The sequence below is a fragment of the Streptosporangium sp. NBC_01755 genome (assembly GCF_035917995.1).
In the GTDB taxonomy this organism is placed as follows: domain Bacteria; phylum Actinomycetota; class Actinomycetes; order Streptosporangiales; family Streptosporangiaceae; genus Streptosporangium.
In genome coordinates, this window is the sequence record NZ_CP109131.1 from 7,802,011 (window position 1) to 7,826,573 (window position 24,563).

Sequence of the window (24,563 nt, forward strand, 5' to 3'; positions counted from 1 at the left end):
GCCAGCCCGCCAGCCCGCCAGGACGTTAAGCCGTCACGTTCGACACGCCCCGCCTCAGAGGGGTGAGGCGAGCCGCCGCGCTGACGGAGTCAGCGCTCACGTCCATAAGCCTGTCGATCCACTGGTCCTTGACGATCACTACGCGTTTTCAGGAGAAGAGCCATGAGTGATGGATGCTGCGGCCCGGCCGCGGTCGAGATCGAGCAGTTTCTCGCTCCCGCGCAGACCGATGCGCTGCCGATCGTGGTCATCGGGGCGGGCCCGGTGGGCCTGGCCGCCGCGGCGCACCTGGCCGAGCGCGGCCTGAACTTCCTCATCTTGGAGGCCGGGCAGCAGGTCGGCGCCTCGGTCGCCCAGTGGAGCCACGTGCGGGTCTTCAGTCCGTGGCGCTACAACATCGACGGCGCCGCCCGCCAACTGCTGGAAGCCGATGGCTGGAGCGCCCCGGATCCGGACTGGCTGCCCACCGGCGCCGAACTGGTCGAGAACTACTTGGCTCCGCTGGCCAAGCACCCGGCCATCGCGCCCCGGCTGCGCCTCGGGGTGAAGGTGACCGCGATCAGCCGCCTGGGATATGACCGGGTCCGCAGCACCGGCCGAGACGACGTCCCCTTCCTGCTGCGGCTGTCCGATGGTGAAGAGCTGCGGGCCAGGGCGGTCATCGACGCCTCGGGCACCTACACCACCCCCAGCGTGCTGGGCGCGAGCGGCCTGCCCGCCTACGGCGAGCACGAGGCGGCCGCGCGCATCGACCACGCGCTGCCTGATGTGCTGGGCGCAGACCGCGAGATCTACCAGGGCAAGCACACCCTGGTCGTCGGGGCGGGCCATTCGGCGGCCACCACGCTACTGGCCCTGGCAGAGCTGGAGGACACCCCCATCACCTGGGCGATTCGCGCCACCAACGCCGACCGCACCTACGGCGGCGGCGAGGCCGATGCCCTTCCGGCACGCGGCGCGCTGGGCACCCGGCTGCGGGCGCACGTCGATTCGGGCCGCATCACCCTGATCACCGGCTTCTACACCCACTCGATCACGGAGAATGGCGGCCAGGTGACGGTGATCAGCCGCGACCCCTCGGGCGCCGAGCAGTCGGTCACCGTCGACCGCATCGTGGCCGCCACCGGCTACCGGCCCGACCACTCCATCGCCGCCGAGCTGCGCCTGGACCTGGATGCGATCCTCGGCTCCACCCGCGCCCTGGCCCCGCTGATCGACCCCAACCAGCACTCCTGCGGCACCGTCCCCGCGCACGGCGTCGACGAGTTGACCCACCTGGAGTCCGGCTACTACGCGGTCGGCGTCAAGAGCTACGGCCGCGCCCCGACGTTCCTGATGGCCACCGGATACGAGCAGGTCCGTTCCGTTGTCGCCGCGCTGGCCGGCGACTGGGAAGCCGCCCGCGACGTGCAGCTGGACCTGCCCGAGACCGGCGTGTGCTCCTCGGGGCTGGTCGAGGCACAAGAGCGGCGGGTCGGTCTGGCCACCGGGATCAGCGGCGGCCTGTTGGCCACCTCGCTCCCGCTGGTCACCGTCGGCGGCGGCGATGGCGACGGTGGTGGCTGCTGCGGCTGACCACCTGCCATCGACCAGCGCCGAAGCCGCACCGACAAGGAGCTTCAGATGTCTGAGGGATACCCCACCGCCGCCCAGAGGGAAGTCTTGCGCCTGATCTGCGAGCACGGACCGATCGACACCCACCGGCTGGGTGAGTGCCTGGTCGCCGCCCGCGGGCCGAGCAGCAACCCCACGTTCGCCCCGGCGATCGCCCGGACGGCTGGACCCTTGGCCTGGCGGCTGCACGTCCAGGGGTTCATCGCCGAAGACCCATCACCTGGCCGCTGGATGACCACGACCGATGGACGCCGGCTGATCGGCTGCGCCGGGACGCTTCGGTGAGCTCCGCCGCTGAACCCGCCACCGAGGCTGCCACTGAGGCCGCCGCCCCCGCTCCCGGGGGTGGCGGCCAGCCGCGTTCGGGGCGCGGCTGGCGGATCGTCGCCGCCCTGGCCGTCACCCAGACCATCGGCTACGGCGTGCTCTACTACGCCTTCTCCGTCTTCCTCACCCCGATGACCGCCGACCTGCACGTCAGTAGCGCCCAGGTCGCGGCCGCGTTGACCGGCTCGATCCTGATCGCCGCGCTGTGCGCCCCGCTGGTCGGCCGCCTGCTGGACGCCCGCGGCGGCCGGGGCCTGATGACCGCGGGATCGGTCATCGGCACGCTCGCCGTCCTGGCCTGGTCGCAGGTTGAAAACTTGGCCCAGCTGTACGCGGTCTTCGCCGCGATCGGCATCGCCTCGGCGATGGTGCTGTACGAAAGCGCCTTCGCCGTCATCGTCAGCTGGTTCGACGGCCCCGACCACAGCCAGGGCCATGGCCGGGCCAACGCCCTGCTCGCGCTCACCGTCGTCGCCGGGTTCGCCTCCACCATCTTCCTGCCACTGACCGGCCTGCTGGTCGACGCCTACGGCTGGCGCACCGCCCTGGTGGTCCTGGCCGCGATCTACGGCGTGGCAGCGATCCCGCTGCACGCGCTCGTCGTACGCCGCCCCGCCCGCGCCGGGCGCCGGGCGGCCACAACCCGCGAGCGGGCCGAAATCGTCAAAGCCGCCACCCGCCGACGGCCGTTCTGGCTGCTGGTGATCGCCTTCACCGCCAACGGCGGCGCGGTGGCGGTGATGGCCGTCCTGCTCATCACCTACCTCATCCACCTGGGTCACTCACCGGTTCTGGCCGCCACACTGGCCGGGCTGCTGGGGGTTTTGTCGGTGACCGGCCGCCTGCTCACCACCGGCCTGCAGCGCCGCCTGCCCGCCGCCCTCATCGCCGCCGCGATCTTTGCCCTGCAGGGCGTCGCCGCCGCGCTGCTCCCGCCGGCCGGGCGGACGGTGCCGGGCGCCATCGGCTGCGTGCTCGGATTCGGGCTCGGCTTCGGCATCGCCTCCATCACCCTGCCGCACCTGCTCCTGCAGCGCTACGGCACCAGCGCCTACGCCTCGCTGTCGGGACGGGTCGCCGCCTTCTCCGTCGCCGACAAGGCGCTGGCTCCTCTCGGCGCGGTCGCGCTGGCCCAGGCGGCCGGTTACACGTGCGTGATGGCGGCCGTGGCGGTGGCCTGCGCCGTCGCCGCGTTCGCGCTGGTCGCCTACCACCGCGTATGATTTAGACGAACGTCGAAGCAGGGGAGTTGCCGTATGACCGCCACCACCGCCCAGTGCTGCGCGCCGATCGCCCGCGAGCCACTGTCGGAGGATGACGCGGCCGACCTGGCGGTGATGCTCAAAGCCGTCGCCGACCCGGTCCGGCTGCGCCTGCTGTCGATGATCGGCTCCCACGCGGGCGGCGAGGCGTGCGTGTGCGACCTGACCCCCGCCTTCGACTTGAGCGGCCCCACCATCTCCCACCACCTCAAAGTGCTGCGGACGGCCGGGCTGATCGATTCTGAGCGCCGTGGCACCTGGGTCTACTACTGGATCGTCCCGGCTGCCGTGGCCCGGCTGGGTGCGCTGTTCACCCCGCTGGCCGAGTCCGCGAGCGTGTGAGCCCGCCAGCGCCAGGGGAAGCGGCCGGTCGGCCGTGAGGCGGGCGGGCCATGCCTGATGGTGCGGCCGCCCCGGCCTACGGCGCCTTAGTGTTCGCCCCGCGGTGAGCGGGGCCTCACCGTTAGCGGCCCCGCCCGGCCGACCGGGCGGTGGCCAAGGATCTGGCCGCTGAGATCGCCGCTAAAGTCCGCCCTCAGCTGGAGATGGTCATCCGTCATCATGTGGACGGCGCCGCTCCTCAGCTGGCCCGCGATGCCGTCAACGACATCGCCCGCGATCTGTTGTGAAGGCTGCGGAGAGGATCGGTCCGGATTTTGGCGCTTGGGGGCTTGCATTCGGTACCTGGGTACAGGCTTACCGTCGGGGTATGACACAGAACATCTCCCTTGAACAGGGATGGGCTCCTGCGGCGTGCACGCTGCCCACCGCCGAGCAGCCGCTGCGGGTGGCTGAGTTCGATGCCTTGTTCGCCGACGCGGTGCAGGCCATCGCGCGCCCGGAGCGCACCCGGTTGCGGCTGGAGCTCGTCTTCAGCCCGGAACACGCCGCCCAGGCCGCCGGGCTGACGGCGCGGGAGAACGGCTGCTGTTCCTTCTTCACCTTCACCCTGACCATCACGGGCGGCCACCTGGCGCTGGAGGTCGCGGTGCCACCGGAGCAGGTGGAGGTGCTGGACGCGCTGCAGGCCCGCGCCGCAGCAGCCACCGCCTAAGCGGGGCTGCCGGTATGAGGCAAGACGTCATGCTGCAGGGCTCGGGCGGCCCGTACCTGCGCAGCGGGCAGGTGGCCGAGGCCGCCGGGGTCAACCCGCAGACCTTGCGCTACTACGAACGCCGCGGGCTGATCGCCGAACCGGCGCGCAGCCCCGGCGGGCACCGCGCCTACCCGCCCGAGACCGTCACCCTGCTGACCGTGATCAAAGTCGCCCAGCGGCTCGGCTTCACCCTGGAGGAGGTCGCCGAGCTGATCGCCACCGGACGGCGCGGCCACCCCACCCCCGACCTGCGTGCCCGCGCCCAGGCGAAGATCGCCGAAGTGGACACGAAGATCGCCGACCTGGCCACCATCCGGGGGGCGCTCAGCGCGGTGGTCTCCGCTGGTTGCGACAGCCTGACCAGGTGCACCTGCCCCGACTGTCCCCTGCCGTTCGCCGACCTGGCCGCGAACCGCACCTCCGAGGAGAGCTGATCGACGTGAGTACCCACCACGACCACCGCACGCCCTCTACCGTGCCCCTCACCGCATCGGCGCCCTGGTCTGCCTGGCCGATGTCGCGGTGATCATGTACGCGCCGCGGGGGTGATCCCGGGACCAGCGCTTTCCAAAGGAGAAGAAGGCTCCATTATTTAGATACTCTTCTAACTTGACGCTTCTCTAATCAGGGTGAGACGCTGCTCCTACTTAGATGAATGTCAAATCCGAGTGGGGTTTGCGCGGCGCCAAGACACCTGCCGCCACTCCAAAAAGGGGAGCACATCATGGCAGATCAGCGCGCGGGCGGATTCATCGGGAACCTGCAGGAGGCCTTCGCTCCGCCCGCGGCAGGAGGATGTTGCGGAGGTTCCGCCCCTGCCACCACCACGCCCGCCTTCGCCGACGCCGCGGCGGTGTCGTGTTGCGGAAGCACAGCTGAGGCCGAGCAGGCGGCTCAGAGCGGATGCTGCGGGCAGGCACCGGTCGCGGCGACTCCCTCAGGTAGCGCGGCCGGTGGCGCCGCCGGGTGCTGCGGATGAGCTCTCCGCCCTCCACCCCTGCGGTCTCCCCGCCCGTGGCGGCGGAGATGGTCGAGGATTTCGGCCTGGCGGCCGCGCTGGAGCAGGTCAGCGCGCAGCGGATGCTCGCCTGCGTCGAACACCTGGCCGACGAGGCCTACGCGGGCCGGCGGGTGGGCACCCCCGGTGGCCGGGCCGCCGCCTCCTGGCTCGCTGAGCAACTGGCCGGGCTGGGCGCCCAGGTGCGGCTCGATGCGTTCGACGTCGCCGAGGTGCGGGAGCTGTATCGCACGCCAGCACTGAGCTGGAGCACCGATACGACGGTCCGACAGCTGGAGCATCGCCGCGATTTCGTCGAGCACCTGGCCAGGGCATCAACGTCCACGGCCACCTGCCGATCGGGGAGGACGCCGCGGACGAGGCGATGGCGCGGGACCCGGAAGGTGGGCCGCGGGTGCTGCTGAGCGCGCACTTCGACGGGGTGGGTGATGACCCCGATCGTCGCCTGCCCGCCGCGGCCGACAATGCCTCCGGGGTGGCCGCGGTGTTGGAGGCCGCCCGCGTCCTGCGTGCTTCGTTGAGAGCGCCGCTGAATCTGTCGGTGTCCTTCCTGGACGCAGAAGAGACTGGCGCATGGGGTTCGGCCCACCACGCCCCTGCTGTGGCGCCGGACACCCAGGCCATCAACCTGGACGGAGCCGCGCAGCTGCACCAGGCGGCCGCGGTCGAGGCGGGCGGCCCGGCCCATGGGCTGCTGTCCGTCTTGGACCAGGCCGGGCGCCGCACCGGGGTGGCGTTGCGGGCCGGGGCGATGGCCTCGGACAACCGCCGCTACGCCGCGCACGGTTTGGCCGCGATCGGCATCGGGATGGGCATGCCCGGCTACCAGACCCCCGCCGAAACCCCCGAGCGCGTCGAGCCGGACACGCTGCTGGCCGCCGCACGATTGCTGGTGGCCACCGTGTGGCTGCTGGCCGAGGCGCCGCAGGCCTAGCAGGGGCTGCCCCGCCCCGCCTGGACCAGGCGGGGCGGGGCAGCGGGCGGTGGTTACTTGGTGTCGAGCTCGGCGATCAGTTTCTCGATGCGGGCTCGGATCTCATCACGGATCGGCCGGACGGCCTCGATGCCCTGGCCGGCAGGGTCGTCGAGCTTCCAGTCCTCATAGCGTTTGCCGGGGAAGAACGGGCAGGCGTCCCCACAGCCCATGGTGATGACCACGTCGGAGTCCTGGACGGCCTCGGTGGTGAGGATCTTCGGCCTCTGGCCGGTGATGTCGATGCCGACCTCGGCCATCGCCGCCACGGCGGCCGGGTTGATGTTCTCGGCGGGCTCCGAGCCCGCGGAGCGGACCTCGACGCGATCTCCGGCCAGGTGGGTGAGCCAGCCGGCGGCCATCTGGGAGCGTCCGGCGTTGTGCACGCAGACGAACAACACGCTGGGCGTATCAGGCATGAACCGATCCCTCAGAGGTGGTGGAGGTGGTGGTGGTGAACAGGCGGCGGCCCCAGAGGCTGACGTAGACCAGCGCCACCAGGACGGGCACTTCGATGAGCGGGCCGACCACCCCGGCCAGGGCCTGGCCGGAGGTGACGCCGAACACGCCGACCGCGACCGCGATGGCCAGCTCGAAGTTGTTGCCCGCCGCGGTGAAGGCGAGCGTGGTGGTGCGCTCGTAGGTCAGGCCGATCGCCCGGCCGGCCAGGAAGGAGCCACCCCACATGAGGGCGAAGTAGGCCAGCAGCGGCACCGCGATGCGGGCCACGTCCCCGGGCCGGGAGGTGATCGTCTCGCCCTGCAGGGCGAACAGGATGACGATGGTGAACAACAACCCGTACAACGCGATCGGCCCGATCCTCGGCAGGAAGCGCTCCTCGTACCAGTCGCGGCCGCGGGCGCGTTCGCCGAGCGTGCGCGACAGGTATCCGGCGGCCAGGGGGATGCCGAGGAAGATCAGCACGTACCAGGCGATGTCCCAGGCCGAGACCTGCAGAGCGGTGCCTTCGCCCAGGCCCAGCCAGCCGGGCAGGACCTCGAGGTAGAACCAGCCGAGCACGCCGAAGGCGACCACCTGGAAGACCGAGTTGATCGCGACCAGGACGGCGGCGGCCTCACGGTCGCCGCAGGCCAGGTCGTTCCAGATCAGCACCATGGCGATGCATCGGGCCAGTCCGACGATGATCAGACCGGTGCGATATTCGGGCAGGTCGGGCAGCAGCAGCCAGGCCAGCGCGAACATCAGCGCCGGGCCCAGCACCCAGTTGAGCACCAGGGAGGCAAGAAGCAGGCGACGGTCGCCGGTGACCGTATCGAGGCGGTCGTAGCGGACCTTGGCCAGCACCGGGTACATCATCAGCAGCAGGCCCAGGGCGATCGGCAGCGAGATCTCACCGATCCTGACCGTCTCCAGCGCGGAGTTCAGGCCGGGCACCAGGCGCCCCAGCAGCAGCCCGGCGGCCATCGCCAGGCCGATCCACACCGGAAGGAAGCGATCCAGGGTGGATAGGGCGCCCATCACGCCGCTCTGGCTCACGACGGCCGGGGTCGGGGACGGGGTTGAGGACATGGATCTTCCCTAACGGTGCAATGGTGCGCGGTCAGACGGTGGCGGGGGTGTTCAGCAGGGCCGACAGCTCGGTCAAGGTCTCGGGGACCAGGCGGTAGTAGACCCAGGAGGCGCGCCGCTCGGAGGTCAGCAGCCCGACTTCTTTGAGCACTTTGAGGTGGTGACTGATGGTGGGCTGGGACAGCTCGAAGGCGCCGGTGATGTCGCACACGCACACCTCGCCGCCCGAGTGGCTGGCCACGATCGACAAGATCCGCAGCCGGACCGGGTCGCCCAGGGCCTTGAACACCGGGGCGATCCCGGCGGCTTGCCCGGCGTCCAAGGGTTCGCGGACCAGCGGCGGGCTGCACTCAAGGATCTCCAGCAGCTCCATCAGACCTCCGGACATAGATGCTTATCGAAGTCATGCATTGTCTATATTGACAGATGTCTATGAGTGCCCGGTGTGCGGGGGTCAGCTGACCGGCACGCCGAGCTCGTCAAGGAGCGCGCGCACCCGGCGCTCGATCTCGTCGCGGATGGGGCATACCTCCTCGGCGCTCTTGCCCGCGGGGTCCTGCAGTTCCCAGTCCAGGTAGCGCTTGCCGGGAAAGATCGGGCAGGTGTCCCCGCAGCCCATGGTGATCACGACGTCGGCGGCCCGGACGATCTCCTCGGTCCACGGCTTGGGGAACTCCCGGGAGATGTCGATGCCGCGCTCGGCCATCGCGGTGATCGCGGCCGGGTTGATCTCCGTGGCGAACTCCGAGCCGCCCGACCAGCCGACCGCGTGCTCACCGGCCAGATGGGAGAAGAAGCCCAGCGCCATCTGGGAGCGGCCGGCGTTGTGCACGCACAAGAACAACACGATCGGCCGCCCGTCGCTTTTGCCCTCGACGCGGGCCAGGGCGTGCAGCCGCTGGCGGGCGAACCGCTCGGCCAGCAGCGGCAGGAAGTTGGCCACCGCGGCGCGGGTGGCGAACTGGTCGTAGCTGGCGTGCAGGAACCGCTCGATCGTCTCGACCGAGAAGGTGCCGGCGAACTCCTCACCCAGTCGGCGGGCCGCGGTGGCGATGGCCAGCTGCTGGTCGATGGTCAAGTCGTCGCGCTTGTCGGTACTGGTCATCGCTGGCTCCCAGGGCGTCCGCTTATGGAATCGATGAGTGTCTAATTCGACTCTTGCTGATATTGGCATCTATCGATCCCAGCGTGGGTAAACGGCGGATGAACAGCAGACGTGCACCTTTGCCCAGGCCTGAGGGGCATTGGCCCGCGCTACGGGCGTGCGGCCCGCAGGTCACACGGTCGTCGGACATGCCGAAAGTCCCGCCCTTAAGGGCGGGGCCTTCGGTTCAACGTGTGCGTACCGGTGTGCAGGTCGCCTCTCGGCGAAATGCGCAACGCGGCTCCAGCCGAACGGTATTCCGCGAAGGCGATAGGTGAGGCCCGGGGACACTGGGCACACCGGCCACGAGATGCACGACCACCACCGGCCGCCGGATGTTCCCGCGCCTCACTCCCGGCCTGCCTCGGGGTTCATCGCCCGACGGTCGTGCTGCGCCGCTCCATCATGACCACGTCGCGCCAGGTGCCGTGGTGGCGGCCGACGCGCTCGCGGGTGCCGACCACCCGGAAGCCGAGCGCCTGGTGCAGGGAGAGGCTGGCGGCGTTCTGCGGGAAGATCCCGAACTGGATCGTCCAGATCCCGGCGTCCTCGCTGGCGGCGATGAACGCGCTCAGCAGGGCCCGGCCGATCCCATGAGCCTGGCAGCCGGGATGGACGTAGACGCTGTGCTCGACGACTCCGGCGTAGACCGCCCGCGCCGACACCGGTGAGGCGGCCACCCAGCCGACGACCTCACTGCTGTCGGTATCGACGGCGACGTAGCGCAGATGTGCGAGCCTGCTCGAGGTGAAGCCCTCCCAGCTGGGGGCGACGGTTTCGAAGCTGGCGTGGCCGCTCTCCAAGCCCGCCCGGTAGATGGTCAATACCTGCTCGGCGTCGGCGTCGCGCATCGGCCGGATCTCCAGGCCGGGCGAGATCGCGGGCTTGACCGCCTGGATGATCGCCGAGTGGACACCGTCGCCGTGCTCGGCGGTCAGCGTGATCGAGGTGGCCACGAAACCAGTCGCTGCCAGCAGCTGGCGGTACTCAGCGACACTGAGCGAGCCGACGACGCAGCCCACCCGATGTTCGGTGGCCGCCCGCAGCTCAGGATCGAGGGCGCCTTCGGTGACGACGTCGCTGAGGCCCAGGCGCCCGCCTGGCCGCAGTACCCGGAAGGTCTCGGCCAGCACGGCGGCTTTGTCGCTGGACAGGTTGATCACACAGTTGGAGATGACGACGTCGACCGCGTGATCGGGCAGCGGAATCGCCTCGATCGCGCCGCACATGAACTCGACGTTGGTCGCGCCCGCCTCGCGGGCGTTGCGCCGGGCCAGCTCCACCATGTCCGCGCTGGCGTCCAGGCCGTAGACCTTGCCGTGCGGGCCGACCCGGCGCGCCGACAACAAGACGTCGATGCCGCCCCCGCTGCCCAGGTCGAGCACGCTCTCACCCGCACGCAGCGCGGCGACGGCGACCGGGTTGCCGCAGCCGAGACTGGCGCGCAGCGCGCCCTCGGGCAGGCCCGCGGTGTCGTCGTAGCCGGCCGCGCCGAATCGGCCCCGTTCGAAGGCGTCGGCGCCGCAGTCGGCGACGGTCTCACCGGCCAGTGCCGCGCGGGCCAGGCCGGAGTAGCGGGTGACGACCTCGTCGTGTTCCATGAACGTGCTCCTAAGTTCAGTCGCAGGCGGGCATCGCGGGAACGGGATTGCCCATCACCACGTCGGCGGCGGTGGGAAAGCAGCTCACGCAGTCCTCGTTGATCCGGTACAGGCTGGAGGTGCCGTGCCGCTCCACCAGGACGAATCGCACCTCCGACAAGATCTTCAGGTGGTGCGACACCGTCGACTGGCCGATCCCGACGGCGGCGACGATCTCCCCGACGCTCATCGGCTCGCGCCGCCGGGCCAGCAACGACACGATCTGGATGCGCGTGCCATCGGCCAGCGCCTTGAACCAGCTCGCGTACTCCTCGGCCGCCTCGCGGTCCAGCGGCTTCAGCTTCTCATTCATCGAAAATCGACGATAATCGATTAAGATGAGCGGGGCAACACCTTCGGCTCCGCTCGATCTTCGCGGTCTGCTTCCGGAATTGTTCAATTCCGGAAGCAGACTCCGGGTATGACTTCCGGAAACGCGCAGAAGCCGGTAGCGCAGGGGCTCGAAACGACTTCCGGAAACACGCAGCCGCGATTGCGGGGCCGCCGCCCTGCTCAACTCCCGCCGCCCTACGATCGGGCGCTGGCCGACTACGGCATCGCATTGGAGGGCTCGCCGCTGGCCGACTCCAGCCGGGCCAAGTACCTGTCGCGGGTGCGCGGGTTCCTCGCCTTCGTCGCCGAGGCCTCAGCCGACGGCATGCTGGACGGTGACCCGCTCGCCGACCCCGCGGCCGCGGCCTGGGCGGTGCGCGACTATCGCCGCCATTTGAAGAACGGCCGTCGTGCGCCCATCACGATCGACAACGTGCTGGCGGCCGTCGATGACTTCCACGCCCGCGCGGCTCTGGCCGTCACCCCTGCGCGGCGTGAGCGCGCCGTCCGGCGCACCGCGCCCAAGGCTTTGGACGAGCGCCGGGTGCGCCGCTACCTGCGCGAGGTGGAGAAGAACGCCTCCACCCGGGATGCGGTGATCGCGTTGCTGCCCTACCTGGCGGGCCTGCGCATCGGCGAGGTCGTCGCCCTGGAGGTGGCTGATGTGCGGCTGTCGGCGCGCAAGGGCGAGCTGCGGGTGCTCGGCAAGGGCCACGGCGGCGGCAAGATCCGCACCGTCGACCTCCACCCGGACCTGCGTACCGCGTTGCAGGCCTGGCTGCAAGAGCGCGCCACCTGGCCCGGCGCCGCCGGTGCGGCGTTGGTGCTCAACGTCCGCGGCGGCCGCCTGAGCGACCGGGCCGCCCGCGACATCATCGTGCGTCTGGGCGCCGCGGCCGGCATCAACGACGATGTGGCCGAGCCGTTCGGCCCGCACGTACTGCGCCACACCTTCGGCACCCAGCTCGTGCGCGCCGGCAAAGACCTCATCCTGGTCGCCGAGCTCATGGGCCACGAGCGCCTGGACACCACCCGCCAGTACACCCTGCCCACCTCGGCCGACCGCGCCGCCGCCCTGGAGGCGCTCATCACCGACCACTGAACGAGCTGTGCCGGATGGCGGCCTCAGGTGTGAAGCAACGACGCGGGATCACCTACCGTGCACAAGTCGTTGAACAGGCCGTCGGAGGTTGCGCGGAAGGCCGCGTGGGTGGCGGCGAGGGGGGAGCCGTCCATTGCGGCTTTCAACGCCAGTGACACGCCTTGTCCGGCCAGCTGATCGCTGAAGCCGAAGACGGTGTCTGCCGCTGCCACGGTGACGGGGCCACCGTGGGTGATCGCGTTACGGATCCGGGCCAGGCGCGACAACAGACAGATCCATCGCTGGCCCAGCTCATCTTGCCAGGTGATGACGGAGGCTCGGTCGTGCAGCCGCGCGGCCAGGGTGTGTACCCGGCGTCCTTGCGGATGGTGGAGGGGATAGATGGAGACCAGCTCCGCCAAGGCGGTCCGGCTACTGCCCGCCACCAGCAGCGCCCGCCACCTGTCATCATCGATCTCCAGCACCTGGCCACGCAGGACCTTCAGGCGCTTCCATTCCTGCTCGGGCAGTCCATCGGAGCCGGCGCCCACCGCCCGCAACACCGTGTTGGTCACCTCCTCGCGCATCGCGTTGGTGATCCACGCCGCGCGCAGGTAGTCACGCACATAGCGCTCCCAGGCAGGGGCATGCAGGCGGGCGCCGAGAAGTTCCAGCACCCGCACATTCAAGATCACACCCGCGGGGGAGGACTGCTCGCGTGCGCGGCGCCACCAGCGCAGAATCTCCAGCGCCTGCGCCACTGACTCCTCGGCCGCCGACAGCCGGGACAAGACGCTCGCGGCGTTCACGGCGATCTCGTCGTGGACGCGGCCAGATCCTGCCCCGAGGCGGTCAGAGGGGCGGGTGAAACGTTGCCAGGCCGAGCCGCGAGCGCTGAGGTGGGAGTACCCGCTCATGAGCCGCCAGTGATCTTCGGTGATGTGGCCGCTGTGGAAAGTCGCGACCGTGACCAGCGCGTCGACTTGATCGGCGGCCACCGCTACCGGGTCGCTGTAGATGCCCGCGGGAAGGTCGACGCGGGCCAGCACCACACCCTTGGCGTGCGGCAATTCCTCGGCCATCACGGTGGCGTCTTCTTCGCTGAGTTCGGGCACCAGCGAGGTGTAGGCGGCGGTGACCGCCTCCGGCGTGGCCGGTATGCGCTCACTGTCGAAGAAGATCACCCGCTCGGCGCGCAGCACACCAGTACGCAGCCGGGCCCGCTCGAAGGCCAGCCACACCACATGCCCGCCGGTGCGCAGGGGCAACGCCAGCAGGCGCAGGCACAGATCACGTTGCTGGGTGACCTTCAAGCCCGCCAGAGCCCCCACGGTGAGATGGCTCAGACCGGAGCCGACCGGCTCCTGGTCACCGACCGCCACCCGCGCGGCGTAGACGGCGACCGGCTCATCAGCCAGTACCCCGGCCAGCGCGCGGCACAGATCCTCCACGTTGCGCCCGCTACGACGGGCCAGCAGCAGGAACAGGTCGCGGCGAAGCGCGATGGTCTGGGCCGTGGTCTGGGCCGTCGACGTACACGGCTCACACGCCTTGCCCAGATCACGCCATGCCGCCTGCACGATCACCGGGTCGGCCACCGCGGCCATCAGCACTTTGACCGCAGCGATGGCGGCGGCCTTGAACGGCGTCGGGTCCGATGCCACGCCCACCGTGGCCAACTGGCGGGCTACCGCGGCGAGCTCGCCCTCAACCCCTCGGTGCGCATCGAGCACCGTGACGGCAAGGACCATCTCGCGCTGACCGGTCTGGACAAACTCGACGAACCCGCCTCTCTTACCGCGCTACGCGCCGACGTCGACGCCCGCATCCCCGCCGTCGACCTGCCCGAGGCGCTGCTGGAGGTGCATTCGTGGACCGGCTGCCTGGAGCACTTCGTCCACCTGTCCCACGCCCCCTCCCGCAAAGACGACATGACCACCTCGATCGCCGCGGTGCTGGTCGCCCAGGCGATGAACGTCGGCATGGGCCCGATGGTCAGCGACGGCGACCCCGCCCTGAGCGTCGACCGGCTGTTTTGGGTCGAGCAGAACTACATCCGCGCCGCCACCATCACCGCCGCCAACGCCGCCCTGGTCGACCACCACGCCCGCCTGGGGCTGGTCGCCGCCTGGGGCGGCGGCGAGCTGGCCTCCGCCGACGGGCTGCGGTTCATCGTCCCGGTCAAAACGATCAACGCCGGGCCCAACACCAAGTACTTCGGCAAGGGCAAAGGCGCCAAAGGCGTCACCTACTACAACTTCACCTGTAAGCATTCATCCCCTGCGCGATGAGTAACGAGTGAGCCGTGTCTCTCACGTTGCGTCACTTTGATCAAGTGTGCGGATCGTGGTGAGATCATCCGGTGTCTGGCCTGGAGGAGATGTCACGCGAGGAGCTGATCGCTCTGTCGCGGGCTCTCTTGGCCGAGAACGCCCGGTTGACCGAGCGGGTGACCGCCTTGGAGAAGGAGAACACCGAGCTCCGCGAACGGGTCACGCGACTGGAGCGGCTGCTCTCGCGCAACAGTGGCAATTCCGGGATGTCCTCGGCCGGTGACGATCTGCCCGGCAAGACGCAGCCGAAGGCCAAGCCCGGCCGCGGCGCGAAACGCCGTCCGGGTAAACAACCTGGTGCGCCGGGAGCCACTCTGGCCTGGTCGGATGATCCTGACGACACCCTCGATCATTTCCCGTCCGGGATGTGCGGATGCGGCGCTGCCTTGACCGGCGCGGCCGATCTGGGTGTCACGGCCCGCCATCAGCAGGTCGAGGTACCGCTGATGAGCGCCACCACCATCCAGCACAACCTGCACACGGTGGCCTGCGGCTGCGGCAAGGTCCACACCGCAGCCCGGCCGCCAGGAGTGTCATCCGCGCCGAACCGTTCCGGATCGGGAACCCACACCACACGCCACTCGCCCACGCACTCACCTCCGCTGTCCCTTGAACATACTCATTCTTCAGGGAAGTGATGATGACCGCGTCGCAGTTCGAGCAGGCGTGCGCCAAGCGCCACGCGCACGACGGCAGCACGTTCGCCAACCCGCGCAGCGCCGCCGCCGGCACACTGCGCGCACAGGACCGGCCGTACGTGTGCGAGCTGACGTTCTTCGGCTACGGCGCGCTGCCACACCCCGACGACGCCTCCGAGCCGGCCGTGCGGCTGCGCGAGCTGCCGCACAGCGAGGTCATGGCCTGGGTCGCCGGGCAGGGCGTGCAGACTCCCGCCGTCACCGACGTCGGCGGGATCGTCGCCGCCACCCTGGAACAGGTCCAGGAGCGAGTCGAACAGATCGCCGCCAAACGGGCGGATCTGGCCTTCGGCATCGACGGCATCGTGATCAAGTGCGATCTCGCCGCGGACCAGGCAGAGGCCGGTTTCAGCTCGCGTGCGCCCCGGTGGGCGATCGCCTACAAGCTGCCCGCCACCGAAAAGATCACCAAGCTGATCGGTGTCGAGTGGAACACCGGCCGCACCGGCGTCATCGCCCCGCGCGCCGTGCTGGAGCCGGTCGAGCTCGACGGCAGCATCGTCACCTACGCCACGCTGCACAACGTCGCCGACATCACCCGCCACGGTCTGATGCTCGGCGACAGCGTGGTCGTCTACAAGGCCGGAGACGTGATTCCCCGGGTCGAGGCCCCGGTCGTGCACCTGCGCACCGGCGACGAGCAGCCGATCGCGATCCCGCAGGTCTGCCCGTCCTGCGGCGACGCGATCGACGCCTCCCAGGAGCGGTGGCGGTGCGTACGCGGACGTGCCTGCCGGGCGATCGCCTCCATCGGCTACGCCGCCGGCCGCGACCAGCTCGACATCGAGGGCCTGGCCGAAAACCGCATCCAGCAGATGCTGGACGCCGGGCTGATCGCCGACTTCGCCGACCTGTTCTATCTGACCCGCGAGCAGGTGCTGGGCCTGGAACGGATGGGCGAGACCAGCACCGACAACCTGCTGGCCGCCATCGAGCGGGCCAAGGCGCAACCGCTCAGCAGGGTGTTCTGCGCGCTGGGCGTGCGCGGCACCGGCCGTTCCATGAGCCGCCGCATCGCCCGGCACTTCGGCAATATGGACGCCATCCGCGCGGCCGACGCCGAGGCGATCCAGGCGGTGGAGGGCATCGGCCCGGAGAAGGCGCCGGTGGTGGTGGCCGAGCTGGTCGAGCTCGCCGACCTCATCGACAAGCTGGTCAAGGCCGGGGTCACCATGACCGAGCCGGGCTGGACGCCACCTGCCGGTCCTGACACCGAGGCCCGCGCCGACGCGGAGGCGAGGGGCACGGCCGAGGGTCCGCTGGCCGGGATGTCCGTCGTGGTCACCGGCGCGATGAGCGGAGCGCTGGAGGCGCTGACCCGCAACCAGATGAACGAGCTGATCGAACGCGCCGGAGGCAAATCCTCCTCCAGCGTCTCGAAGAAGACCAGCCTGCTGGTGGCCGGGGAGAAGGCGGGCTCCAAACGGGCCAAGGCCGAGAGCCTGGGCGTGCGGATCGTCGGCCCGGAGGAGTTCGCCGGCCTCGTCGGCCCGGAGGAGTTCGCCGGCCTCGTCGGCCCGTTCATTTGATCAGGACGGAGTCCGGCGTGTCCGGCCAGGTCCTTCTCACCGCGCGCGCCGACGGCCCCGAAGGCCGGCTCGGCGCGCGCGGTGAGGATCAGGACCGTCGGCGGCTGCCCTTGACCGCGACGACGTCGATCTCCACGAGGATTCCGCCGAGGCTGGATCCAGCGGTCGTGCGGGCCGGGCGCGGCTCGTCGAAGAACTCGCGGTAGGCCGTGTCGAAACCGTCCCAGTCGTTGTCGATGTCGGCCAGGTGCGCGGTCACCTTGACGACGTCCTGCAGGTCCGCGCCCGCCGCCTCCAGTGCGGCCGCGACGTTGCGCAGCGTCTGGCGGGTCTGCTCGGCGACGTCGTCGCCGACGATCGTCCGGGTCACCGGGTCGACCGGCCCGAAGCCCGCGGTGTGGACGAGATCTCCGACGACGACCGCCTGGGAGTAGGCGCCTCGCGGAGGCGGAGCCTGGTCGGTGTGGATACCCACCTTCATATGATCTGTCATGCCTGATTCCTCTCGATGGCCGGTGCCGGCTCCGAAGGTCGACCGGGTGTCGCCGCCGGGTGACCGGCTCCTACCAGGACCGGTTTTCCCGGCAAGGGTGGTGTCACGGGCACTAAAGCACCAGGGAGAGCGCGCTCTGGAAGCCGGTGCCGCCCGATCTGGGGGTGCTGGACCAGCGGTTGCCCGAGGTGGCGCCGTTGTTGGCGTAGATCGACAGTCCGCCGGAGGCGTCGCCGACCACCAGGTCCGGCCCGGAGCCGCCGGTCACATAGCCGAGGCCGAGCGACCGCGTTCCGGTCCAGTTGCCCGGCACCACGATCGGATCGGTTGACGCGCCGGTCGGGAAGACCCACAGGGATCCGTCGTTCTCCAGGTCGACGAGATCGGCGATGCCGTCGCGGTCCACGTCACCCAGGGCGAGCCGGGTGGCCGTCTGCCAGTTGCTGCCGACCCACGCGCGCGGCGTCCACGGGAAGGCGGTGCTGGATCCGTTGCCGGGGTAGGCGTACATGTCGCCGGCGTTGTCGCGTCCGACGAGGTCGGCGCGGCCGTCGCCGGTGACGTCCCCGGCCATCAGGTGGTTGAAGATGTTCCAGCCGGTTCCGCCGAAGTAGCGGCCGGTCCAGCGCAGGCCGGTCGTGGACCCGTTGTTGAGGTAGATCCACAGGGTGCCGTTGGACAGGCGTTTGTCGACCGCGAGCACGTCCTGAAGCCGGTCGCCGTTGACGTCGGCGAGGAGGACCTGCGAGGCGAAGCCCCAGTCGGTTCCGGCACTGACCCTGTCGGGCCAGGGATTGCCGGTGGCCGCCTTGGTGTTCGGCAGGAGCCACAGATCGCCACTGCGGGCGACATGGGCGACCAGGTCGAGCTTGCCGTCGCCGGTCACGTCGCCGGTCACGACGTCGAGCGCGTACTCGAAGCCGGTGCCCGCGGCGAAGCGGGTCGTCGGCGACCACATCGAGCCCGCCGTGGCGCTCTGCCAGGGGTGAATCCACAGGGCGCCGGAGGGGTCCCGCGAGATCACGTCCGGACGCCCGTCGCCGGTGACGTCGTCCATGGACAGCCGGTCGGCGCCACTCCAGCCGCCGGTGCTCCCGTACACGATCGAGGTCCAGAAGTTCGACGTGGTCGACCCGTTGTGCGGGTAGACCAGGAGGGCCCCGGTGGTGTCGCGGGCGACGATTTCGGGTTTGCCGTCATTGGTGACGTCGTCGAGCATCATCATCTGGGCGAGGTTCCACCCGTTGCCCGACCAGATCGGAGACTGGGTCCACGGGTTGGAGGTGACCGAGCCGTTGTTCGGGTAAACGTAGAGGGTTCCGCTGGCTTCGGTGGGGTTGCGCGCCAGCAGGTCGGGTTTGCCGTCGCCGGTGACGTCGCCGACGAGGATCCGGTCGACGATGTTCCATCCGGTGCCGGCGGCGAAACGACCGGGCCACGGGTTCGCCGAGCCGGAGCCGTCGTTGGGGTAGATGTACAGCGTGCCGTTGTTCGCCGAAGGGTCGCGCACGACGACGTCGGCGCGGTTGTCGCCGGTGACGTCGGCGACGATCAGGGTGTCGGCGAACTCCCACTGCGGCGGCGTCGCGGTGTAGGTCGTCTCCCACGGATTGGAGGTGGTGGCCCCGTTGCCGGTGTAGACGCGCAGCGCTCCGGCGTCGGTGCCGGACAGCTGGGCGACCAGGTCGGCCCGGCCGTCGCCGGTGACGTCGTTCGCGGCCGGCGACGGGGTCGCGGCGGTGCGGGACGAGCCCGAGCGGGTGGCCGGCTCGGGGGCCACGGCCAGAGTCTTGGCACGAATTCCGCTGACGTCCCACTTCTTGGTTTTGCCAGCCTTACCAGGCTTGCCGGGCTTACCGGATTTGCCGGAGTGGTAGGACTCGGTGGGGCCGGGGGCAGGCCGCTTGCGGTCGTCGCCGGGCGCCGCGTGCGCGGCCGGGGCGACGGTGAGGACCGCGAGGGCGAGGGCCGCGGCGACCGCGGTCGCGCGAATCGACGTCGTCATCAGAGTTCAATCCTTCGTCCGGCGCGGTACCTGTTTCCGTTCACGACGATCCACTTCAGTCCCGGCAGCGGCGGTGTCTCGACGATCACGCGCCCCGGCTTGTGGTGCCAGTCCCCGCTGAACTCCACCTTGAGCGTGTCGTGACCGCTGCGGTCGTCGTCGACGTGGCGGTCGTCGTCCCGATCGCGGCCGCGGCCGCCCTCCAGCTTGAAGCGCAACGTTACCGGCCCGAACTTGGTCGGGACCTTCTCGAAGCGGGTCTGCTTCTTGCCCGACAGCCACTCCAGCGGGCAGAGCCGCAGCAGCTGCAGCTGGTTCGGGACAAGGCTGTCGTCGATGACCGCGTGCAGGAGCGACCAGGTGATGATGGGGTGGGAGAAGAGGTTGCCGTAGATCGCGTTGCGGTGCTCGCTGGAGATGTAGGTGTCCTGCGAGAGGCCGCCGGTGAGCAGGCCGTACAACCCCTCGATGAAGGGCGCCCGTTCCCCCAGCTGCCAGGTGTGGAACATGTTCCAGCTGTAGCAGGGCTCGGCCGAGGACTGCTCGTGGTCGAGGACGGCGCGGTCCAGCGCGTTGTGGTGCACCGCGTCGAACACCAGGGTGTTGGGGCCGACCCGGAAGAACTCGACGAACGACTTCATCATCGGGTCGGAGGCCGGCATCAGTCCGGCCCACACCGACATCAGGGCGCCGGTGTCGAGCATGGTGAAGGCGTCCCAGACGCCCTCGCCCGCGAACTGCGGCCGGAAGACCGGCCACTGCTTGCCCTTGGCGTCGGTCCACTTCACCGACCGGTCGGCGAGGTCACGAACGGCCTGGACGAACGTCGTACGGAAGGTGTTCGCGAACGTGGCGAACTCGGCGGCCCGGGGGTGCTTGATCCGCTGCAGGAACTCGACGGCGGAGGCGAGCCCCTTGTAGGTGAAGCACTGGCTGATGAAGCCCTGGGTCTCGACGCCCTCGTCGGTGGAGTGACCGGGGGGCATCAGGCCCTGGACGCCGCTGTGGTTGGTGAGCCCGCAGGCCTGGACGATGTAGTCGCAGGCCTTGACGATGACGTCGGTCCATTTGGCGATGAACGCCGGCCGGTTGGTCAGCAGCGCGTGAACCGACAGGATCTCCAGGATCGCGCCGTGGTCACTGATCCAGTCGACGGCCTGCAGCGTCTTCGGGGTCGACAGGTATCCCGGGTAGGTTCCCCCGGCGAAGACCGCGCCGGGTGGCGTCCGCGTTCCCTGGGTGGCCGCGTAGATCTCGATGTGGTTCTCGACGACGTCGTGGTAGCCGAGCCGGTCCATGAACATGTGGCTGACCATGGAGGTCGGCGTGCTCCACAGCACGTCGTAGGCGTACGAGCCGGACAGAAACGTGAACAACCCGGTGTCGGGGCTCTTCTCCGCGACCACTTGAGCGAGCTGCGGACCACGGCGCATGACCTGGTTGATGTAGTTCTCCGGGGTGTCGACCACGGCGATGGACGCCGCGTTCTCCTTCCAGAACGCCTGGCACTTGGCGAGCGCCGCGTCGCGGCCGAGCGCGGCCTCGGCCTTGGCGTCGGCGAGCGGCGCGGGGATCATCGGAATCAGCACGTCGATGTAGGCCCCGACCGTCGCGGGCAGGCCGAGCCGCAGGTCGTACACACCCTTGACCTTGTTCTCGGTCATGGCGATGGAGCCCTTGTCGGCGGTGGTCACCATGACCTTGACGTTGCCCTCGTTGTCGGTGATGGGCACCGTGATGGGCTTGCCGGTCGGGTTCCACACCCGGCCCATCGTCAGGCCGGCGAGGATCGGCGCCGTCTCGGGGAAGACGGTGAGCGGCACGCCGTCCTCGTCCTGGTAGGGCCCCGCGGGCTTCATGTACGAGCCGCTGAGCCAGAGCTGGAACACGAAGTCCTTGACCGCGTTGACCGGGTCGACGTGGGTGACCTCGAAGCGGGTCCAGGAGTACATCGGCTCGGTCGCCGTCTGGACGGCCTGTTCCCCCGGGACGTGCGCGAAGATCGACTGCTTGATGACCAGGCCCTCCTGGCGGCGGTGTTCGGTCCACAGGACCGGGGTGTCGCTGTCCTCCTCCCAGCCCTGCTTGCCCTGGCCGAGGTCGTCGTCCCAGACCTCGTACTGGAAGGTCGGGAAGGGCCGGAAGCCGCCGCCGCGCATGGGCATGACGACGGTCGTCTGGAAGTTCTTCCCGTGCCAGGGCTGGGTGTTGGGCTTGGCCGCCATGACCCAGCTGGGGTCGCAGATGAGCGCGCCGTTGTAGACGACGTTGAACCGGAAGAGGTGGCCCTTCCAGCCGATGGGCGTCCACACGTTGCGCTGCGCCGGCCACCAGTGCTTGGAGCGCTCGATGTTCGGCTCAGGGTCGGTCGCGGCCAAGGGGGTCGGCACGAACGTGTCGGCGTGTGCGGCCGACAGTCCGGTCAGGGGGGTCGTGGCGGCCAACGCGCCTCCGGCGACGACGGCTCCGCCGGTCATCTGGAGCATTCGGCGCCTGGATGGTTCAGTCACTTGGACAGCCTCCTCGAACGGCACTCGCACAGCGTCGGTGCCGGACGTGATGACAGGGGGGAAGGTTTTTTCGGCATTCCGAAAATATATTCGGAGTATCGATAATTGGAAACTGTGGCACCGGTATCCGGGAAAGGCAAGGGGGTGCGTCACAGTAAGCGACAATTCGCCCGCGACGGGATTTGTCAGACGGATAGCATGAAACTCGCACTGGGCAGTGTCAGGATCCGGTGACAGCAGGCGGATCCGGCGGCATCGCGAATCGGCGGCATCGCGAATCGGCGGCGCCGCGCGGCGGCCCTCCCCTGGCGGGCTTGAGGCGCGCCATGTCGCCGGAGTCCGGGCTCGCCCGCAACGTGGGCGCCCGTCCGCGACCGCCGGATGCCAAGGCCGTGCTTTACCCCGGGTGGCCTGCCCTCACCGGACCGCTGTGCCGTCCGGCAGGTCGAGCATGGACAGCTCCGCGCGAGTCGGCGCTCCCTCCCAGTCGCCGTGGCCGGCGACCGCGAAGGCTCCCGTGGTGATCGCCCGCCCCAGCCGTCCGGCCGGCGGCAGGCCGTCCAGCAGCCCGGAGAGGTATCCGGCGACGAAGGCGTCACCGGCGCCGATCACATCGACGGCGGTGACGGGCCTGGCCGGAAGGGTGAGCGTCTGGTCGGCGGTGAACATCGTGGCACCGGCCGGCCCGCGCTTGACGACGACCTCGGCCACTCCCCCGGCGAGCAGCGTCCGTACCCTGCTCGCCTCGTCGTCACCGGCCGCGGCGAGCGTGAGCTCGTCGTCGGAGGCGATGACGATGTCGGCCTCGGCGGCCAGTTCGGTCAGCACCTGGCGGGCCGTGGTCTCGGACCAGAGCCGGTTGCGGTGGTTGACGTCCAGGCAGACTCTCGCACCGGCGGCCCTGGCCAGGCGCACCGCGGCGCGCACGGCCCGCTCCGGGCCCTCACCGAGGGCCGGGGTCACCCCGGTGATGTGCAGGATTCGCGGTGGGGCCGGGATCGCCGCGAACGCCTCCTCCACGTCGGAGACGGAGAGCCTCGCGCCGGCCGAGCCGTGCCGGTGATAGTCCACCCGCGTCAGCCCGGCGACGCGCTGTTCGAAGACCACGATGCCGGTCTGCGCCGGGTCGGTCCGGATCGCGGCGATGCCGACCCCCTCGGCGCGCAGGGTGCGCCGTACCAGCTCCCCGAGCTGGTCGGGTCCGACGGCGCCGACGAACGCGACGTCGTGCCCGAGCCGGGTCAGGCCGATGGCGACGTTGGCCTCGGCGCCGGCGACGCCGATGCGGGCGGTTCCCCCGAGCCGGACCTGGCCGTCGGCCCGCAGGCAGGCCATGACCTCACCGAGTGTCAGGACATCAGGCATCTCGTCGTACCAGCCCTTCGTGCCACGCCGCGGCGAAGGCGGCTGCGCGTTCGGTCATCGTCCCCCAACGGCGGTCCGCAACGAGGTCCGCCGAGACGAGCGCGCCGCCGACACCGACACCGACACACCCCATCCGGGCATAGGGGACGAGGTCTTCCAGCCTCACCCCGCCGGTCGGCAGCAGGGGAACGTCGTCGAGCGGTTCGCGCACGGCCCGCAGGTAGCCGACGCCACCGAGGGCGGAGACGGGGAAGACCTTGACCGCGGCGGCGCCGTGCCACCAGGCCAGGTCGATCTCGGTCGGGGTGAGCGCACCGCACACCACCGGTATGCCGGCGGCGTGAGCGACGGCCAGGACGTCCGGCATGGTGGTGGGGGTGACCAGGAAGCGGGCGCCCGCGGCGATCGCGGCGCCGGCGTCGCAGGCGGTGCGCACGGTTCCGGCTCCGACGAGAACGTCGGGGTGCGTGTTCCAGCGGCGGATGGCGGCGAGTGCCCCGGGGGTGGGCAGGGTCACCTCCATGACCTCCACCCCGCCATCCAGCAGGGCGGTCGCGATGGCGTCGTCGGGTTCCCCCTCACGCAGGCGGATGATGGCTACGACACCGGAAACGGCCGGCCCCGGGTTCGTGTGTTCGGCGCTCATGAATCCCATCCTTTCGATATGATGAAATTATTATCGGAATACCAGAATATCGAACCCCGTTCCGAGAGGCAGCCACCGACGCCGGCGCCGTGGGGCACGGGAACGACGAGCCGAAAGGTAGGACCGATCGATGTCTGATGGTGGCAGTGGGGCGGAGCGTCCGGCGTCTCCGGGTGTGGACCGCACGCTGACCGTTCTTGAGCAGCTGGTGACGGCCGACGAGGACCTCACGCTGACCGCACTGGCCAAGGTGACCCGCATCCCGCTGGCGACCTGCGCGAGCATCGTCTACACCCTGGAGCACCGCGGGTACGCCACCCGCCGGGTGGTCGGGCGCAGTCACTTCTGGCGTCCCACGCTGCGGCTCTACAGTCTGGCCAGCCAGCTGGTGCGCAAGGTCGACCTGTCGCAGATCGCGACCGCCGAGATGCGCGCGCTCGCCGAGGAGCTGGGGATGCCCGTCCACATCGGGGTCCTGGACGGCGCGTCGGTGGTCTACGTGGCCAAGGCCGCGACCCCGGGTTTCATCCAGTTCGACACCTATCCGGGCAAGGTCGCACCCTTCGACCTGACCGCGCTGGGCCGGGCCATCGCGGCCCACCTGCCCGCCGACGAACTCGCCGTCCTGCTGCCACGACTGGCGGCCGGGCAGGGACCGCGGGCCCGGGAGTCCGACTCGAAGGCGTTCATGGAACTGCTGGAGAGGGTGCGCGCCGACGGCTACGCCATCGAGGAGGAAGAGGAACAGGCCGAGATCTCCTGCCTGGCCGCGCCGTTCTTCGACGCCGAGGGCCGGATCACCGGGGCGGTCGGGGTGACCGGTTTCGCCCGTGACTTCATCGGTGACCGGCGCGACGCCGCCGCGGCGGGCGTCGTCCATCTCGGCATCGTGATCTCCCGGCGGCTCGGATGTCGGAGCGGGTCATTGCCATCCGAGTTCGTCGGCTCCTAAGATTCGATGTATCG

General features: G+C 70.0%; 26 protein-coding genes. 14 read left to right on the plus strand and 12 right to left on the minus strand.

From position 1 onward, the window contains the following. Nucleotides 1-162 precede the first annotated feature (162 nt). The 9 genes from OG884_RS35845 to OG884_RS35885 all read left to right on the plus strand — a co-directional run bounded on the left by OG884_RS35845 (nt 163) and on the right by OG884_RS35885 (nt 6,251). Nucleotides 163-1,575 (plus strand): FAD-dependent oxidoreductase, encoded by a 1,413-nt coding sequence (locus OG884_RS35845; RefSeq protein WP_326640303.1) that lies wholly within the window; start codon nt 163-165, stop codon nt 1,573-1,575. A gap of 48 nt (nt 1,576-1,623) precedes the next feature. Next, the gene (locus OG884_RS35850; RefSeq protein WP_326640304.1) at nt 1,624-1,899 is read left to right on the plus strand and encodes a hypothetical protein; all 276 of its coding nucleotides are present in this window, start codon (nt 1,624-1,626) and stop codon (nt 1,897-1,899) included. After that, on the plus strand, nt 1,896-3,164 hold the full coding sequence (locus OG884_RS35855) for an MFS transporter (RefSeq protein ID WP_326640305.1): 1,269 nt from the start codon (nt 1,896-1,898) through the stop codon (nt 3,162-3,164). The genes OG884_RS35850 and OG884_RS35855 overlap by 4 nt, the downstream gene beginning before the upstream one ends. Nucleotides 3,165-3,197: 33 nt before the next feature. Further along, nucleotides 3,198-3,545, plus strand: a complete 348-nt coding sequence (locus OG884_RS35860; protein ID WP_326640306.1) for a metalloregulator ArsR/SmtB family transcription factor — start codon at nt 3,198-3,200, stop codon at nt 3,543-3,545. 149 nt (nt 3,546-3,694) lie between these two features. Continuing rightward, a complete protein-coding gene (locus OG884_RS35865) occupies nt 3,695-3,832 on the plus strand; it encodes a hypothetical protein (RefSeq protein ID WP_326640307.1) in 138 nt (45 codons plus the stop codon). Nucleotides 3,833-3,912: 80 nt separating this feature from the next. Next, on the plus strand, nt 3,913-4,257 hold the full coding sequence (locus OG884_RS35870; RefSeq protein ID WP_326640309.1) for a hypothetical protein: 345 nt from the start codon (nt 3,913-3,915) through the stop codon (nt 4,255-4,257). Between the two features lie 14 nt (nt 4,258-4,271). Then, the gene (locus tag OG884_RS35875; RefSeq protein WP_326640311.1) at nt 4,272-4,733 is read left to right on the plus strand and encodes a MerR family transcriptional regulator; all 462 of its coding nucleotides are present in this window, start codon (nt 4,272-4,274) and stop codon (nt 4,731-4,733) included. A 541-nt stretch (nt 4,734-5,274) separates the two neighbouring features. Then, complete coding sequence (locus OG884_RS35880; protein WP_326640313.1) at nt 5,275-5,721, plus strand: hypothetical protein; 447 nt, start codon at nt 5,275-5,277, stop codon at nt 5,719-5,721. Beyond that, nucleotides 5,712-6,251 carry a M28 family metallopeptidase gene (locus tag OG884_RS35885; RefSeq protein ID WP_326640315.1) on the plus strand — a complete coding sequence of 180 codons (540 nt, stop codon included), beginning with the start codon at nt 5,712-5,714 and terminating at the stop codon, nt 6,249-6,251. Before OG884_RS35880 ends, OG884_RS35885 begins: the two co-directional genes overlap by 10 nt. 53 nt (nt 6,252-6,304) lie before the next feature. Here the strand turns inward: OG884_RS35885 and OG884_RS35890 are convergent, their stop codons facing one another. The 6 genes from OG884_RS35890 to OG884_RS35915 all read right to left on the minus strand — a co-directional run bounded on the left by OG884_RS35890 (nt 6,305) and on the right by OG884_RS35915 (nt 10,917). Continuing rightward, the gene (locus OG884_RS35890) at nt 6,305-6,709 is read right to left on the minus strand and encodes an arsenate reductase ArsC (protein ID WP_326640317.1); all 405 of its coding nucleotides are present in this window, start codon (nt 6,707-6,709) and stop codon (nt 6,305-6,307) included. Next, on the minus strand, nt 6,702-7,820 hold the full coding sequence (gene arsB, locus OG884_RS35895) for an ACR3 family arsenite efflux transporter (RefSeq protein ID WP_326640319.1): 1,119 nt from the start codon (nt 7,818-7,820) through the stop codon (nt 6,702-6,704). Before arsB ends, OG884_RS35890 begins: the two co-directional genes overlap by 8 nt. A gap of 31 nt (nt 7,821-7,851) precedes the next feature. Continuing rightward, complete coding sequence (locus OG884_RS35900; RefSeq protein ID WP_326647100.1) at nt 7,852-8,193, minus strand: ArsR/SmtB family transcription factor; 342 nt, start codon at nt 8,191-8,193, stop codon at nt 7,852-7,854. Nucleotides 8,194-8,274: 81 nt separating this feature from the next. Continuing rightward, the gene (locus OG884_RS35905) at nt 8,275-8,925 is read right to left on the minus strand and encodes an arsenate reductase ArsC (protein ID WP_326640321.1); all 651 of its coding nucleotides are present in this window, start codon (nt 8,923-8,925) and stop codon (nt 8,275-8,277) included. 410 nt (nt 8,926-9,335) lie between these two features. Further along, nucleotides 9,336-10,565, minus strand: coding sequence for an arsenite methyltransferase (gene arsM / locus OG884_RS35910; protein ID WP_326640323.1), 1,230 nt, complete (start codon nt 10,563-10,565; stop codon nt 9,336-9,338). Between the two features lie 16 nt (nt 10,566-10,581). Next, on the minus strand, nt 10,582-10,917 hold the full coding sequence (locus tag OG884_RS35915) for an ArsR/SmtB family transcription factor (RefSeq protein ID WP_326640325.1): 336 nt from the start codon (nt 10,915-10,917) through the stop codon (nt 10,582-10,584). 108 nt (nt 10,918-11,025) lie between these two features. On the opposite strand from OG884_RS35915, the gene OG884_RS35920 reads away from it, so the two are divergent. Next, the gene (locus OG884_RS35920) at nt 11,026-12,039 is read left to right on the plus strand and encodes a tyrosine-type recombinase/integrase (protein ID WP_326640327.1); all 1,014 of its coding nucleotides are present in this window, start codon (nt 11,026-11,028) and stop codon (nt 12,037-12,039) included. Nucleotides 12,040-12,062: 23 nt separating this feature from the next. Here OG884_RS35920 and OG884_RS35925 read toward each other — a convergent pair whose 3' ends face one another. Further along, complete coding sequence (locus tag OG884_RS35925; RefSeq protein WP_326640329.1) at nt 12,063-13,751, minus strand: hypothetical protein; 1,689 nt, start codon at nt 13,749-13,751, stop codon at nt 12,063-12,065. Here OG884_RS35925 and OG884_RS35930 point away from each other — a divergent pair. From OG884_RS35930 to ligA, 3 genes are all read left to right on the plus strand, one after another. Then, on the plus strand, nt 13,737-14,309 hold the full coding sequence (locus tag OG884_RS35930; RefSeq protein ID WP_326640333.1) for a Tn3 family transposase: 573 nt from the start codon (nt 13,737-13,739) through the stop codon (nt 14,307-14,309). The genes OG884_RS35925 and OG884_RS35930 overlap by 15 nt on opposite strands. Nucleotides 14,310-14,437: 128 nt before the next feature. After that, complete coding sequence (locus tag OG884_RS35935) at nt 14,438-14,989, plus strand: DUF6444 domain-containing protein (RefSeq protein WP_326640335.1); 552 nt, start codon at nt 14,438-14,440, stop codon at nt 14,987-14,989. Then, on the plus strand, nt 14,989-16,578 hold the full coding sequence (ligA, locus tag OG884_RS35940) for an NAD-dependent DNA ligase LigA (RefSeq protein WP_326640337.1): 1,590 nt from the start codon (nt 14,989-14,991) through the stop codon (nt 16,576-16,578). Before OG884_RS35935 ends, ligA begins: the two co-directional genes overlap by 1 nt. A gap of 88 nt (nt 16,579-16,666) precedes the next feature. On the opposite strand, the gene OG884_RS35945 is transcribed toward ligA, so the two are convergent. The 5 genes from OG884_RS35945 to OG884_RS35965 all read right to left on the minus strand — a co-directional run bounded on the left by OG884_RS35945 (nt 16,667) and on the right by OG884_RS35965 (nt 23,597). Beyond that, nucleotides 16,667-17,071, minus strand: a complete 405-nt coding sequence (locus OG884_RS35945; RefSeq protein WP_326640339.1) for a RidA family protein — start codon at nt 17,069-17,071, stop codon at nt 16,667-16,669. 112 nt (nt 17,072-17,183) lie between these two features. Continuing rightward, complete coding sequence (locus OG884_RS35950; RefSeq protein ID WP_326640341.1) at nt 17,184-19,076, minus strand: FG-GAP repeat domain-containing protein; 1,893 nt, start codon at nt 19,074-19,076, stop codon at nt 17,184-17,186. Beyond that, entirely contained in the window at nt 19,076-21,586 is a 2,511-nt protein-coding gene (locus OG884_RS35955; protein ID WP_326640343.1) for a hypothetical protein, read from the minus strand. The genes OG884_RS35950 and OG884_RS35955 overlap by 1 nt, the downstream gene beginning before the upstream one ends. Before the next feature lie 417 nt (nt 21,587-22,003). Further along, nucleotides 22,004-22,951 (minus strand): sugar kinase, encoded by a 948-nt coding sequence (locus OG884_RS35960; protein WP_326640345.1) that lies wholly within the window; start codon nt 22,949-22,951, stop codon nt 22,004-22,006. Further along, on the minus strand, nt 22,944-23,597 hold the full coding sequence (locus tag OG884_RS35965; RefSeq protein ID WP_326640347.1) for a bifunctional 4-hydroxy-2-oxoglutarate aldolase/2-dehydro-3-deoxy-phosphogluconate aldolase: 654 nt from the start codon (nt 23,595-23,597) through the stop codon (nt 22,944-22,946). Before OG884_RS35965 ends, OG884_RS35960 begins: the two co-directional genes overlap by 8 nt. A gap of 130 nt (nt 23,598-23,727) precedes the next feature. Here OG884_RS35965 and OG884_RS35970 point away from each other — a divergent pair, with 130 nt between their 5' ends. Beyond that, nucleotides 23,728-24,549 (plus strand): IclR family transcriptional regulator, encoded by an 822-nt coding sequence (locus OG884_RS35970; RefSeq protein WP_326640349.1) that lies wholly within the window; start codon nt 23,728-23,730, stop codon nt 24,547-24,549. Nucleotides 24,550-24,563: the final 14 nt, after the last annotated feature.

What these genes read in the sequence shown, in the direction of transcription:
- OG884_RS35880 (WP_326640313.1), top strand. Translation starts at nt 5,275, where the DNA reads ATGAGCTCTCCGCCCTCCACCCCTGCGGTCTCCCCGCCCGTGGCGGCG.
- arsB (WP_326640319.1), bottom strand. Translation starts at nt 7,820, where the DNA reads ATGTCCTCAACCCCGTCCCCGACCCCGGCCGTCGTGAGCCAGAGCGGC.
- OG884_RS35960 (WP_326640345.1), bottom strand. Translation starts at nt 22,951, where the DNA reads ATGCCTGATGTCCTGACACTCGGTGAGGTCATGGCCTGCCTGCGGGCC.
- OG884_RS35850 (WP_326640304.1), top strand. Translation starts at nt 1,624, where the DNA reads ATGTCTGAGGGATACCCCACCGCCGCCCAGAGGGAAGTCTTGCGCCTG.
- arsM (WP_326640323.1), bottom strand. Translation starts at nt 10,565, where the DNA reads ATGGAACACGACGAGGTCGTCACCCGCTACTCCGGCCTGGCCCGCGCG.
- OG884_RS35875 (WP_326640311.1), top strand. Translation starts at nt 4,272, where the DNA reads ATGAGGCAAGACGTCATGCTGCAGGGCTCGGGCGGCCCGTACCTGCGC.
- OG884_RS35950 (WP_326640341.1), bottom strand. Translation starts at nt 19,076, where the DNA reads ATGACGACGTCGATTCGCGCGACCGCGGTCGCCGCGGCCCTCGCCCTC.
- OG884_RS35965 (WP_326640347.1), bottom strand. Translation starts at nt 23,597, where the DNA reads ATGAGCGCCGAACACACGAACCCGGGGCCGGCCGTTTCCGGTGTCGTA.
- OG884_RS35860 (WP_326640306.1), top strand. Translation starts at nt 3,198, where the DNA reads ATGACCGCCACCACCGCCCAGTGCTGCGCGCCGATCGCCCGCGAGCCA.
- OG884_RS35920 (WP_326640327.1), top strand. Translation starts at nt 11,026, where the DNA reads ATGACTTCCGGAAACGCGCAGAAGCCGGTAGCGCAGGGGCTCGAAACG.
- OG884_RS35905 (WP_326640321.1), bottom strand. Translation starts at nt 8,925, where the DNA reads ATGACCAGTACCGACAAGCGCGACGACTTGACCATCGACCAGCAGCTG.
- OG884_RS35900 (WP_326647100.1), bottom strand. Translation starts at nt 8,193, where the DNA reads ATGGAGCTGCTGGAGATCCTTGAGTGCAGCCCGCCGCTGGTCCGCGAA.
- OG884_RS35970 (WP_326640349.1), top strand. Translation starts at nt 23,728, where the DNA reads ATGTCTGATGGTGGCAGTGGGGCGGAGCGTCCGGCGTCTCCGGGTGTG.
- OG884_RS35945 (WP_326640339.1), bottom strand. Translation starts at nt 17,071, where the DNA reads ATGACAGATCATATGAAGGTGGGTATCCACACCGACCAGGCTCCGCCT.
- ligA (WP_326640337.1), top strand. Translation starts at nt 14,989, where the DNA reads ATGATGACCGCGTCGCAGTTCGAGCAGGCGTGCGCCAAGCGCCACGCG.
- OG884_RS35890 (WP_326640317.1), bottom strand. Translation starts at nt 6,709, where the DNA reads ATGCCTGATACGCCCAGCGTGTTGTTCGTCTGCGTGCACAACGCCGGA.
- OG884_RS35870 (WP_326640309.1), top strand. Translation starts at nt 3,913, where the DNA reads ATGACACAGAACATCTCCCTTGAACAGGGATGGGCTCCTGCGGCGTGC.
- OG884_RS35845 (WP_326640303.1), top strand. Translation starts at nt 163, where the DNA reads ATGAGTGATGGATGCTGCGGCCCGGCCGCGGTCGAGATCGAGCAGTTT.
- OG884_RS35915 (WP_326640325.1), bottom strand. Translation starts at nt 10,917, where the DNA reads ATGAATGAGAAGCTGAAGCCGCTGGACCGCGAGGCGGCCGAGGAGTAC.